Source organism: Vibrio sp. MED222 (assembly GCF_000153005.1).
Taxonomy (GTDB): domain Bacteria; phylum Pseudomonadota; class Gammaproteobacteria; order Enterobacterales; family Vibrionaceae; genus Vibrio; species Vibrio tasmaniensis_A.
This window is the reverse complement of record NZ_CH902610.1, coordinates 63,271-76,580: the sequence shown is the minus strand read 5'-3', so window position 1 is coordinate 76,580 and position 13,310 is coordinate 63,271. Positions and strand designations below refer to the sequence as shown.

Below are 13,310 nucleotides of genomic sequence, written 5' to 3'. Positions count from 1 at the left end.
CGGTTTTTTTATATCTAAATTTTGAGTAACACAGAGATTTTTCTTGCTGAGCGTTACTTGGTTTACTTAAAGATATGCGGTTTGCTGATAGGCACTAACGTTCGACATGAAATACTGACACTTCCTTGTGTCGACCCTACCCCTGGTAAGAAATCACTTCCCCCACCAGCAATAAACTACTTGCAGTACATACCATGCAGTAGGTTAATCATCGCTTTTACTTCTTCACTGCTCAATGTGTAATACACTGTTTGAGCTTCTTTGCGAGTTTCGACCAAACCATCTCTTCTCAACCAAGCAAGATGTTGAGATAAAGCAGATTGACTCAATTCCAACTTGCCACACAACTCCCCAACCGACAGCTCAGTACCATGCAATAGGCACAGAATCTGTAAGCGACGCTCATTGGCCATGGCTTTGAGTAGAATCACAGCTTGTGCTGAATTCTTCTCCATCTCTTTTAAGTTCATAGTTTGGCTCCATACAACCTTTACGCCAAGTCCGGGTTATCTGTATTTCCGGCAGATTATGAAGTCATGATAATCGATATCAATTCATTAACAAACAAGCTCACTCGAACAATTTGCTAAAATCTGCGTCACATACATTTTTTACTGCTGGATGTTGGATCATCCTCTCAGCAAATATGACGTAGTACTCCTCTTTTAACTCCTCGATTCCCCCCAACAATTGCAATGACGTATCTTCCTCAACCTCTGACATATATAGCGTAGGCGCTAAGAAAATAGCGTCGTGGTGGTAACGAGCGAAAGCCTTCATCAATGCCGCGTCATCAAACTCACCCAAAATATCAGGCTTAAGTCCTTGTCTATCAAACCATTGCAGTACTTTACGCCCCATCGAAGTTCGACTTCCTGGGATTAACAGTTTCTTTTGTTCTAATACAGCAGGAAAGTTAACACCTTCCACATTACCTGAACTGAAAAAGCTCATACCACTCTCACCCAACTTTTTACTAAACAGGCCTGGGCTTTGGCTAGAATCCACCGGGCAGTCTGACAAAATCATATCGAGCTTATGCTGAGAAAGTTGTTCAAGTAGCATTTCATGAGTCGATTCAAAGCAGCGTAAATGAATGCTGTTATCGGGTGGGATTGTCGACATCAATATCTTGCTGACTAATCTTTTGGACAGTGCATCCGCGACGCCAACATCAAACAGAATATTGGAGTGCTGGCTATAATTCACGATATCCAGCATCTCGTAACTCAGGCCAAACATACGATCGGCATATTTAAAGACCAACTGCCCAAGCTCTGTCGGCTCAACACTGCGACCATTACGCTTAGTTAGCTTGCCGTCCATACGCTCTTCTAAGGCTTTTATCTGACCAGTTACCGTTTGTGGTGTTAGGAATAGGGCTTCTGCAGCTTTAGTAACAGAGCCTTGCTTGCAAACCATCCAGAAGTAATAAAGGTGGTTATAGTTGAGATGCGACATAAATGTGCCGTAAAAAAAGAGAAGATAACCTGTTATATCAAATATGCCCTCCCCACTCAACAAACTCGGAAAAACCACACCTAACTATCAATTACTACTTATTTTTACGAAGTGTCTAATTTCATAATGTAATATTTCAACGATTATTTTCAATTTTTCTCTAACTTTTAAGATCTATATCACCTATCAAAAACACGAACAAAAAACTTTAAAAACAACAAGTTAATCCACCACCATTTCAAGACCAAATATTTAAAGAGCAAATCATCACAAAAAAGTCTCACCTAAACCAAAATGTAATATTACTGAAATATTTGTTCTCTAACATCACGCTCAGATTAAACAAACAGACCAAACACAGACTAAAACGGTCCAATGGAGAAAACATTATGAACCAAGCTACTACTGCAGCAGCGCCTATCTCGAGCACAACTCGTTGGCTACGCTGGGCTAACTTGGCATTCATGCTTTACCTACTATTACTTTCAGTTTCAATGGTTGGTACAGGCTTCAAATGGGCAACAGGCGAGCAAGCAAAAGTTCTTTTCGAATTTGCTTCACATCCAGTTGCAGGCTTAATGATTGGTTTAGTGGCAACAGCCCTTATTCAATCATCAAGTACAGTTACTTCAATTATCGTTGGCCTTGTGGCAGGTGGTTTACCTGTTGAGCTAGCAATCCCTATGATCATGGGTGCAAACATTGGTACTACAGTAACCAATACGCTAGTTAGCCTTGGTCATGTTCGTTGTAAAGATGAGTTCAAACGTGCATTCGCAAGTGCGACGATTCACGATTTCTTTAACCTATTAGCCGTTGCTATCTTCCTACCACTAGAGATGGCGTTTGGTATTCTAGAGAAAATTTCTCACTGGTTAGTATCACCGATGCTAGCAACAGGTGATATGAGCATGGGTGGTCTTAACTTCATCAAGCCAATCACTAAGCCTGTTGTAAGTGCGATTAAAGAGCCACTATCAACGTTTGGCGACACTGTTGGTGGGGTTATGCTTATCGTTCTAGGTATCGCGACTATCTTCGTAGCTATCACGGTAATGGGTAAGCTAATGAAGAGCCTAATGGTTGGCCGTGCTCGTGAGATTCTAAAGAACGCAATCGGTCGTGGTCCTATCCACGGTATCGCTTCTGGCTCTATCGTGACTATCCTTGTTCAGTCTTCTTCAACGACAACAAGCTTGATGGTTCCACTAGTTGGTTCACGTGTTCTTAAAGTACGTGACGTTTACCCATTCACTTTAGGTGCAAACATCGGTACGTGTATTACCGCGCTATTAGCAGCGACAGCAGTATCTGGTGAGTTCGCAGTATTCGCACTACAGATTGCTCTAGTACACTTGGTGTTCAACATCATGGCAACGGTATTCATCTTTGGTATTCCGTTCCTACGTGAACTGCCAGTGAAAGCAGCTGATATCATTTCAGACATGGCAGTGAAAAACAAAGCTGTAGTAGCTGGTTATCTTGTTGCGGTATTCCTTGTACTGCCTGGTAGCGTGTTAGCACTGACAGCTTAATAGCAAAACAAACATCGCTTATAGCAAAGCCCGCAACCTCCTAGGTTGCGGGCTTTTTCTTTTCTGAAAGGCAGATGTGGGAAACAAAAAGAAGATTGGAGTAGCGAGTGACAAGTTGAAAGCAGATACAGGATGGATGCGAGTGAGCGAGTAACGAAAAGCCCGTTTTACTCGCATCTATATATCCCCGTCATTCCCTACAGCGAGGAACGAGCGTGATAGGGAATGACGGGGGTTTTTGATCTTAGTATCCCGAATCTCTTCTACTTGTATCTAACTCCCCTTATCTCGCATCTAAAGAAACGCTTACTTACCTTGCTCATTACGCAGATACATAATGGCAACCATGCCAAAGCCGATAAGTTGCCATAGATACTGCCCATCGCTTGCACCTGTGATGGTTTGAGTGAAAGCCATACAAGCCGTCACAAACAGAGAAGCAAAGGCAGCATAGAGTAACCACGGACGCTCCTTGCCAGACATGAACTCACCTGCTAGTACTGAACGAAGAACCAATAAAAATGGCACACATTGCAAAGCAATCAGAATAGGGAACATAAAATCGAACGTAGGGCTCAGTAAAGCATGACCGATTTGGCTCTTATCCCAAGTACCTACAATATAGCCTTTCCAGCCAGCCCAAGTATCACCTGAATAAGCGGTATCTGGCGTAATAAAGCCAAGCACAACGCCCATCACTTTATCGACAAAGCCATTTTTGAACCAAAAGACGAATAAGAAGATCTGAATTGGAATGATCTGAAAAGCAAACTTCTTCAACATGTGTGTACCCCAAATAATTAATGATTTGGTGACCAGTATGTGGAAGTCGATGTTTTTACGCTTGATGCAAGGCAATCGAGCCTGACTCCAAACAATAATCAAACATGTTGAGAAGCCTGTCGGCACAAGAAAACCTTGCAGAAGAGCCGTTACTATTAGCGGTAACTCAACGTCTTCACTTCAAAGAGAATTATGTGGTTTAGGAAAGGTTTGTTTTTTATAAAGATTCAATAAGATCAAACAGTTGGCCATTATACTCTTTTTTCACTTCGGTATAGCGCTGATAGTTGTATTGCGAACCTTCTGGGTTATCCGACAGCTTGTCAGCCACACTAAGTAGATAAAAACTGATAGGGCTCGGTGTACTTTCGGCCGCATAAAAAAGGTAAGGGAAAGCTTGATTGGCATGTTGGTTGATTAACAGTGCAAGACCCAAGGTAAGGTTGGCAATATCACAACGTGGGTTCATCTCAAAGGCTTGCTTTGCCAGTTGCAGTGCATGTTCGCGATCTTCTTGCTCATGACTTTGCAAATAAGCCAAAGATTCCGAATACGACAATAAGGCATTGACCAAATAATTGTCTCTTCCTTGCTGTTGAATCGTATCCAACTGAAGTGCGATCTCTGCAAATGGCTGTCCACCTTTGCCTTGGTAGAAAAGCGATATTCCCTCTGAAATAACCTTCCAATCATCGTAGTTATCAATAGAAGTCACTCGATGACTGACGACACCGTATTCTGAACTCATTGGGGCAATAATGGCTTTGATCTCAAGAATCACATCCCCAATGGCATCAAAGAAGTTATCTTGGCTAAAGCTCTTTTCCACTTTCTGGCTTTGATTGGGCTGGCGGTTGTTTTGTATCAGCACGCTCAGTATATAATTACTGCCCTTTTGCTTGAGCCAACCTTTGAGTTCGACACCATTATTGGCAAGTGATTGCTTGCCCTGTTTCGAGAGCTGAGAGAAGTGGTAACCCGATAAATTTCTCGCTGAGTTCAGCCCGTAGAATAGGTAGTTGTACACGCTTTCCGACATCTCATAATCGTCCGCAGAATCGAGTGTTATGTCATGGATATAAACGGGAATCACATCACTTTGAGGCGCAGAAATAACAGCTGTGTCATTGGTTGGGATATCGCTTTGCCATGCCCAAGTTGCTATTAAGCCAATAGAGAATACTGCGGTTGTAATCAGGGCGATGGTTTTATTTTTAGGCTTAGAAACAACTTTGATTTCAGGTGGGGGAATTTCTACTACGGGAGTAGTCTCAACGCTAGGCTGAATTATCTCAATATCGAACAGATAACCTTGCTTAGGAATGGTCTGAATGATGCGATACGGACGTACTTTATCCTGAAGCTGACTGCGCAGTAAACTGATGACCTGTCTGACCAAGTTGTCAGACACTTGAGTTCGTTGCCAGACATCAGCAGCTATCTGCTGCGTACTAACCACTTGCCCGCGCTTGTCGATGAAATAGCTGAGCAGCCTTGCTTGTAGTGGCTCTAAATGAATCTCTTCACTATCAATCACCAACTGGTTTTTATCAGGGTAGAAAGAAATAGGAAAGTCGTGTTGCAATACAAAGCAATGCGAGCGAGTCATAGTAGTTCTGTGGTTAGAAAAGACCACTCAAGATTATTGGTTTTACGAATAGTAAGCAAGCCAAGCATCAGAAATAAAAAAGGCTGCGCAGAGGCAGCCTTTCGATCAATCAGTCAGTCAGTCAAACAAAGCAGATTAGATTAAACCGAGAATGGGTACTTAATCGCTTCGTGGCATTCGTAGCCTTCAACCCAGAAGTCATCCATCGTCACCCACGTTTCCAAATCTTCTAAAGACTTAATCTCAGGATTGATATGGAATGTTGGCCCCGCTAAAGGCTCACGCTTCAACTGGATATCACGCATAGGTGCGAGTTGATCTTCGTAGATATGAGCATTAACCAGCTTGTGGTAAGCCACACCCGCTTTCTTACCAGTAATTTGCGCCATGATTGCTAGGAACACATACACTTGAACCATGTTGAAGTTCAGGCCTAATGGAACATCACAAGAGCGCTGAGTACTGTTTAGGTACAAAGTGTCACCAAGTAGAGAGAAGTGGTGGCTGTACATACACGGACGTAAACAACCCATGTGGAACTCACCTGGGTTATAGAAGTTTAAGATCTCGCCGCGGTCATCAATGCCGTTCGTTAGATCATCAACAATCTTCTTCAGTTGGTCGATATGACCGCCATCAGGTTTTGCCCATGCACGTCCTTGAACGCCATAAACACGGCCCATGTCGTCTTCACCCTTGCGGTAAGGGTTATTTAGCCATGCTTCATTCAGGTTAGAATTCGCATCCCAAGTTTTAGTCCCTAGCTTACGAAAATCTTCAGCATTGTCGTAACCACGGATATAGCCAAGCAGCTCAGCAACTGCGGCTTTCCAAAAACTTTTACGTGTTGTTACCAGTGGGAATTGGTTATTACCTACATCATATTCAAGGTCAGCATTGATTACGGTTAGGCAGCGCTTGCCTGTGCGTTCATTTTCAATCCAAGTACCGTCATTAACGATACGCTGACAGAGATCTAAATACTGTTTCACACCAATTCCTTACTTCGTTTGTTGTGGTAATTCATCTTTGTAGTGACCACGCTTGTATGCCCAAACCATCATCAGCACACCGATGATAACCATTGGCAGTGACAAAATTTGTCCCATAGAGATAAATCCACCGAACAAACCTAGCTGAGCATCAGGTTCACGTACGTATTCAACTAGGAAGCGGAATGTACCATATCCTGCTAGGAATAACCCTGATACAGAACCAAGAGGGCGAGGCTTTTTGATGAACCAGTTCAAGATGAAGAACAGTACAATACCTTCAAGCGCCATTTCATAAAGCTGAGATGGGTGACGAGGAAGTGGACCACCGTTAGGGAATACAATCGCCCATGGCACATCAGTCACACGACCCCATAGCTCACTGTTCATGAAGTTGCCCATGCGGCCCATACCTAAACCAAATGGAACCAATGGTGCAATCATGTCAGCGACACCAAAAAAGGTTCGACCGTTCTTTTTGGCATACCAAAGCATCGCGGTGATCACACCAAGTAAACCACCGTGGAAAGACATACCGCCAGTCCATACCTTAAATAGGTAGAGTGGATCATCAATGAAAAGGCCAAAGTTGTAGAAAAGTACGTAGCCAATACGACCACCAAGCACCACACCTAGAAAGCCAGCAAACAGTAGGTCTGATACTTGCTCTCGAGTCCAACCACTACCGGGTTGATCAGCTCGGCGATTTGCTAACCAAAGAGCAAACATAAAACCGACAAGGTACATTAGGCCGTACCAACGAACTGAGATTGGTCCTAGTTCAATAAGAACAGGATCGATATTTGGGAATTCGATAAAACCCTGAGACATACTTGGCTCTCTATCTAAATTGATTAACGGTTAGCTCAATAGCTAACAGAAAAGACACTACAGCAGCATTGTCGCTGCTATAAACATTAAAAATACCGCAAAGAATTTCTTCAGAACAGAGGTTGGTAATTGAGTGGCCAGTTTCGCACCCACTCGAGTGGTCAACACTGAGGTACAAGATATCGCAATCAAAGCCGGCAGATAAACATAACCTAAGCTATACGCAGGAAGATCATCGACAGAAGATCCATGCCAAATGAAACCTAGCATTCCCGAAATCGCGATAACACAACCGCATACCGAAGATGAGCCGACGGCTTTACGCATTTCCACACCGTGATGGTTGAGGAAAGGTACCGACAAAGACCCACCGCCAATGCCCGCTAAACTTGATACCAAACCAATACCGCCACCACACAGCACGGTTTTAGCTGAACCCGGCATCGACTTTTGGTTCTTAGAGCGAATCGACAACAGCATTTGCAACGCCAATACCAAGACAATCACACCAAAGACTTTTGGTAAGTATTGAGCTGGAATCACATCGGCCACGAAAGAACCTAGGAAGCCACCTATCACGACACCTGGTATCAACCATTTAACGACAAAAATCTCTACATTACCCAATTTTAAATGGTTAATCGCAGACGATCCCGACGTAACGATGATGGTTGATAACGAGGTAGCCAATGCCATTTGCATCGCAAACTCTTGAGGGATACCCGCTTTAGGAAGCAAAAAGAGTAAGGCAGGAACCACCAGCAAACCACCACCAATGCCCAGCAAGCCAGCTAAAACACCAACAATAGCACCAAGGCCTGCTAGCAAGCCTATCAGTTCATATGACACGTTAAATCCTATTTTTTACCCGCTCGAATGAAGCCTGTAAATTCACGCTCTTCGAAATAGTTGAGCATCATACTATAGATGTCACTTCCATACGGTTTTGATAGCGCCTCATTTGCCAAATCTTGCAGTTCACTAAGCTTAGATTGACGAATCAAATACTTAGTCCTTGCGACATTTGAGGTGTTCATACTTAACGTCTCATACCCTAACCCAATCAAGAGCAATGCACCCATTGGATCACCCGCGAGCTCTCCACATATACACACCGGCAATTGATATTGCTTACAAGTATCATGGATGTGTTTCAATGCCATGATCACTGCAGGGTGCATGGATTCATAGACATCAGAGACACGGGAATTGTTCCGGTCAACCGCCAATAAATATTGAGTTAAGTCATTGGTGCCCACCGAAACGAAATCAACTTTATCCGCAATAAGCGGAAGAAGGTAAAGCATGGATGGCACTTCAATCATGATACCGATACGCGGCATGCGAACTCGACTGTCGAGTTCATGCACTTCATCGTAGGCTTGCTCGATGAGTTGAACAGTATCATCCAGTTCTTGAGTGCTAGAGATCATCGGCAACAAGATACTCAAGTTCTGGCTATCACAACTCGCACGTAACATGGCACGTAACTGAATAATAAAGATGTCAGGATGATCGAGCGTAAAACGAATACCACGCCAACCAAGGAATGGATTGTCTTCTTCTATTGGGAAGTAAGGTAACGCCTTATCTCCACCAATATCCAAGGTTCGCATCACCACTTGCTTCTCGGGGTAACTCGCAAGCACAGAACGATACTGCTTGAATTGTTCGTCCTCTGACGGAAACCTTTGCTGCAACAAGAAAGAAATTTCGGTTCGATACAGACCAACCCCATCAACCCCTTGGTTAATGGCGATATTAGTGTCTGCACTCAAACCCGCATTAAGCAGAATCTCGACTTGCTTGTCGTCTTTCGTTTTTGCCGGTAAGTACAGTTCTCGATTGACCATAGAGGAGAGCTCACTCTCTTCTAGAATCAGCCCCCGATACTCTTTGAGCAGGTTTTTAGTCGGCTCAATAAAAATCTCACCGCTATACCCGTCAACAATCGCTTGCTTACCATTAGCTTGCGAAAGATTAAGGTTAACTCCCATAACAGAAGGAATACCCAAAGCTCGAGATAAAATCGCTGCGTGCGAGTTCGCCGCCCCTTCCAAGGAAATAACCGCTAATAGTTTTTCTTTAGGAATAGACGCTAATACAGAGGCCGTTAACTCACGAACCACCAAAATAATCGGTTTATCTAACGTGCGAAGTTCATGTTCAGAATTGTGGAGGAAATAGAGCAGTCTTTGACCAAGCTCTCGGACGTCTTGCGCTCTCTCCCGAAGGTACACATCTGACATACGAGCAAAACGGTTAGAGTAACTCTCAACAACCTGTCTCAATGCCCAATCGGCTTTGTCGCCTTTCTGAATTTGACTCTTGAGATCCTTACGTAACATGGGATCGTTGAGTAAGTGAGTAAACAGATCAAAGATCGCCAACGCGTCTTTATTGATTTCACTATCTAAACGCTTTCGCATTCGCTTAAAATCATTGAGAGCATTTTCGACAGCGACTGCCAACAGCTCATGCTCCCTTTCAACATTGAGCGTCGAAGCAGGGTAAACATCGGTGAGTTCAGGCTGAGTGTTGTCCCACCATAAGTCACCAATCGCCACACCCGATGAAGCTGCAATACCTTTGGTCGCAGGTAGCTTCTGTTGCTCTAACAGCCAATGGCCTTGAGTTTGGGCATGCGCCACAATAACCGCAAGTTGTGCTGAGAGTGTAACAAGGAAGGATTCTTCCATCTCACTGAATAAACGGGGGGACTTCTGTTGAATGACCAATACGCCAAGCACTTGCTTGCGATAGATAATCGGAGTGCCGAGAAAAGAGTGATAAACCTTTTCTCCAAGCTCGGGAAAAAACTTATAAGCAGGGTGAGCAGACGCCTGTGCAAGGTTAATAGGTTCAGCACTTCTTTTAACAAGGCCAACCAAACCTTCGTCAAAACCAATGTGAATACTATTGCCTTTGAAGATCAGGCCTTGAGTTGCCATCAACTCAAGACGCTGCATATCATTATTTGCCAAATACACGGTGCAACATTCCGTCTGCATCGCGCTGCATGTCTCTTTAACCAAAATATCAAGAGCCGTCGACACATCTTCAACTCTTGATACGTGTTCAACTATTTCCCTTAGTTGGCTGAGCATGCTTAACCTCTACGCAATTTGCGCTTTCCTTTTGTTTTTCGCTCTTTAAACGGCATTGCTAAAGATGCGAATTCTTTCATCGCTCGACGGTAAACATCTCGCTTGAAAGATACAACTTGTCGAACTGGGTACCAGTAACTCACCCAACGCCAACCATCAAACTCAGGTGTGCTTCCACGCTGCATATTGATATGCGATTCATCGCAATCTAAGCGTAAAAGAAACCACTTCTGTTTTTGTCCAATACAGACAGGTTTAGAATCCCACCGAACCAGTCGTTTGGGCAGCTTATAGCGTAACCAATGACGACTTGTCGCGACGATCTTTACATCCTTTTTAGTAAGGCCAACCTCTTCATATAACTCGCGGTACATTGCCTGTTCCGGAGTTTCACCTTCATCTATTCCCCCTTGAGGGAATTGCCATGAATGTTGCCCGTATCGTTTAGCCCAGAAGACCTGACCATGGTTGTTACAGATTACAATACCAACATTTAATCGGTAACCATCGCCATCTATCACTGGCCAACCTCTATCTAAATTTTTAATTACACTGATTTTTCCACATATCCCCAATCGGAGCAAACTTAGTGACGTGACAAGCGCTATATTTATGAATAATAACTACGAATATGGATAAGTTTTGCTCAAATCTTAGTTACCCACACAAGAGTGAGACATAGACCACATTTATTCACCTTTTCTGTGAATAACTATGTGAAGAATTACCCGCAATCGTTTTTTTTAATCCATAGATTTATCAGGACCAAAAACAAAAAACCACCCACCGACAAAAAAAACATTAATAATCAATAAATTGAAACAAACCCATCAATTTTAAAAACATGAGAAAATAAAAAGATCTTTTAAAAACCACCCATGGTTAAAGATCAACCACTCCGATGTTTATCCACACTAGTAAGTGAAAGATTCATTTCAAACCCTATTTAGCAAGCATTTTATCCCCTGCAAACCCCTGTTTATTTATCCACTAAATTAATATTTCAATTAATTACCTTCATGTCCTGTGGATAACCATGAGTTTGATCCCTTTTCTAGCAAGGCGATCATTTCTTAACCAGTCGTCATATGGTGATAACTTCTGGTAAAATCATTTTTTTGATCATGCCTTTTATTATGAAACCAGAACCACAAACACAACAAGAGCTGTTAGACAGAGCATATGCTATTGCAGGAATGACCTTCAAAGAGCTCGCCGATGAAGCCAATATGGTTGTACCAAACGACCTAAAGCGAGATAAAGGCTGGGTTGGACAACTATTGGAATGGCACTTGGGTGCGCCAGCTGGCAGTAAACCAGAACAAGATTTTGCCAAGCTCGGGATCGAGCTAAAAAGTATCCCGATTGGTTATTCAGGGAAGCCACTCGAAACCACCTTTGTTTGTGTCGCGCCATTGATGGGCGTGCAAGGCATAACGTGGGAAACCAGTCACGTTCGAAACAAGCTGTCTAAAGTGTTGTGGATCCCGGTAGAGGGAGAAAGAGAGATCCCACTGGCAGAAAGGCATGTAGGATCCCCTTTATTGTGGACACCAACCCAAGCGGAAGACGAGATCTTAAAAAGGGATTGGGAAGAGCTCATGGAGCTGATCGTGTTAGGTAATGTTGAACAGATAACAGCAAGACACGGCGAAGCACTGCATTTGCGACCAAAAGCCGCCAACAGTCGAGTGTTAACAGAAGCTTACGGTGCAAGTGGAAAACCAATAAAGACCAAACCTCGTGGTTTCTATCTACGAACTCAATTCACCCACAGATTGCTGACAACCCATTACGCATAGAAAGCCATTACGCATAGAGGTTTTATCTAGCATAGATAGGCTAAAAGATCAGTACGTTATAAACCGTCTCAATTTAGAAGTAATTTCTCACTACAACGCTCGTTAAGAATACTCTCTAATGAGGTTTGAGCGCCAGTTCAATATCGCAGTAGCTTTGGTTGGGTTCATTACCAAACTCATCATACGCGTTGTGCAAGCGAAGGTAGGCCTTTTCAAAGCCGAGCCGGAGTAATTCCTCTTTCACTTGATCCAAGGATCCAAAGTGAAGCGGCTCGCCGTCTTGCTTTACCGGTTCTAGCTTGTGTTTGTACTCCACCGCCAGCAAATATTCAGAGATATCAGAGCAACCAATAACGTACACTTTCGGTGTCTGATAAGAGTCTTTGTGCTCTCCATGTAACCACATGTCTAATTGATGCTTCTGCATAGTCAGCCTCCCTTGCTCTGTAAAGCTTAGCCGAACTATTTACCTTTACTAGATAACGACTTAAAAAAGCAAAAAAAGAGAAGCAAGAGCTTCTCTTTTTTTGGCCAGTTCTAGTTCAAAAATTTGCATTTTCGACGCCATAACTATCGCTGATGTTTATCTTGTGGGGTGAAAGGCGCTATCACCCCACAAGATTACGTCGGTATTCGCGCGCTTAAGACTCGACGAAGATGACGAACTCGGCGCTCAATCGTGACAACTTCAGGCTCAGAAAAACCAATTGGTCGACCATCGGCTTCAAGGCCAATATCTCTCAATAAATGGGTGTTGTTCCATGGTAGATCATATGAACTACGACGAACTTTTCGTTGCCATTCACGCTCTTCACGACGAAGGTCTGCACGGATAAGAACTGTTGCTAGTTTTAAATATACTGAGTGACGCATAATAACTCTCCAGTTGTGGAATAAACTGAGGAAAAATAGCGTTCTAGATAGTATGAGGGCTTCTCACTTAGCTGCTATTTTTCCGCAGCCAAATAAGGGTACGGATCTATTAGTTAGGTTTATCTTGGGTGTTTCGATCGGCCATGGCTGATGTGTGTGACATATCAGTCACCATGTCAGTACACGGATCAAACGACGCGCAAATATGCTGTATAAAATCGAAATGTTTCATTTGCGCCTCCAAGCTAACTAAAAAATCCAAAAAGAAATGGGGTCGTAAAAGCAGACAAGTCTTTGTTAAATCGTTGCTTTCACGG

At 43.3% G+C, this 13,310-nt stretch carries 13 protein-coding genes; 2 read left to right on the top strand and 11 right to left on the bottom strand.

What is annotated here, in order from left to right:
- Positions 1-176: 176 nt before the first annotated feature.
- Together MED222_RS04120 and nhaR are read right to left on the bottom strand one after the other, a co-directional pair.
- Positions 177-470 (bottom strand): ArsR/SmtB family transcription factor, encoded by a 294-nt coding sequence (locus MED222_RS04120; RefSeq protein ID WP_009848443.1) that lies wholly within the window; start codon positions 468-470, stop codon positions 177-179.
- A gap of 100 nt (positions 471-570) precedes the next feature.
- Complete coding sequence (nhaR, locus tag MED222_RS04125; RefSeq protein ID WP_009848442.1) at positions 571-1,461, bottom strand: transcriptional activator NhaR; 891 nt, start codon at positions 1,459-1,461, stop codon at positions 571-573.
- Positions 1,462-1,850: 389 nt separating this feature from the next.
- On the opposite strand from nhaR, the gene MED222_RS04130 reads away from it, so the two are divergent.
- Positions 1,851-2,996, top strand: coding sequence for a Na/Pi symporter (locus MED222_RS04130; protein ID WP_009848441.1), 1,146 nt, complete (start codon positions 1,851-1,853; stop codon positions 2,994-2,996).
- Positions 2,997-3,302: 306 nt separating this feature from the next.
- On the opposite strand, the gene MED222_RS04135 is transcribed toward MED222_RS04130, so the two are convergent.
- From MED222_RS04135 to rppH, 7 genes are all read right to left on the bottom strand, one after another.
- Positions 3,303-3,779, bottom strand: coding sequence for a hypothetical protein (locus MED222_RS04135; RefSeq protein ID WP_009848440.1), 477 nt, complete (start codon positions 3,777-3,779; stop codon positions 3,303-3,305).
- Between the two features lie 217 nt (positions 3,780-3,996).
- Positions 3,997-5,388, bottom strand: coding sequence for a winged helix-turn-helix domain-containing protein (locus MED222_RS04140; protein ID WP_009848439.1), 1,392 nt, complete (start codon positions 5,386-5,388; stop codon positions 3,997-3,999).
- A 140-nt stretch (positions 5,389-5,528) separates the two neighbouring features.
- Positions 5,529-6,380, bottom strand: a complete 852-nt coding sequence (locus MED222_RS04145; RefSeq protein ID WP_009848438.1) for a thymidylate synthase — start codon at positions 6,378-6,380, stop codon at positions 5,529-5,531.
- Positions 6,381-6,389: 9 nt separating this feature from the next.
- Positions 6,390-7,211, bottom strand: a complete 822-nt coding sequence (gene lgt, locus MED222_RS04150; protein ID WP_004735021.1) for a prolipoprotein diacylglyceryl transferase — start codon at positions 7,209-7,211, stop codon at positions 6,390-6,392.
- Between the two features lie 57 nt (positions 7,212-7,268).
- A complete protein-coding gene (locus MED222_RS04155; protein WP_009848437.1) occupies positions 7,269-8,060 on the bottom strand; it encodes a sulfite exporter TauE/SafE family protein in 792 nt (263 codons plus the stop codon).
- A gap of 8 nt (positions 8,061-8,068) precedes the next feature.
- Complete coding sequence (gene ptsP, locus MED222_RS04160; protein WP_009848436.1) at positions 8,069-10,318, bottom strand: phosphoenolpyruvate--protein phosphotransferase; 2,250 nt, start codon at positions 10,316-10,318, stop codon at positions 8,069-8,071.
- Positions 10,319-10,320: 2 nt separating this feature from the next.
- Entirely contained in the window at positions 10,321-10,839 is a 519-nt protein-coding gene (rppH, locus tag MED222_RS04165) for an RNA pyrophosphohydrolase (protein WP_009848435.1), read from the bottom strand.
- A gap of 615 nt (positions 10,840-11,454) precedes the next feature.
- Here rppH and mutH point away from each other — a divergent pair.
- Complete coding sequence (mutH, locus tag MED222_RS04170; RefSeq protein ID WP_086017877.1) at positions 11,455-12,120, top strand: DNA mismatch repair endonuclease MutH; 666 nt, start codon at positions 11,455-11,457, stop codon at positions 12,118-12,120.
- A 115-nt stretch (positions 12,121-12,235) separates the two neighbouring features.
- On the opposite strand, the gene MED222_RS04175 is transcribed toward mutH, so the two are convergent.
- On the bottom strand, positions 12,236-12,547 hold the full coding sequence (locus tag MED222_RS04175; protein WP_009848433.1) for a DUF6482 family protein: 312 nt from the start codon (positions 12,545-12,547) through the stop codon (positions 12,236-12,238).
- Positions 12,548-12,741: 194 nt separating this feature from the next.
- Positions 12,742-12,993, bottom strand: a complete 252-nt coding sequence (locus MED222_RS04180) for a hypothetical protein (RefSeq protein WP_004735015.1) — start codon at positions 12,991-12,993, stop codon at positions 12,742-12,744.
- Positions 12,994-13,310 lie beyond the last annotated feature (317 nt).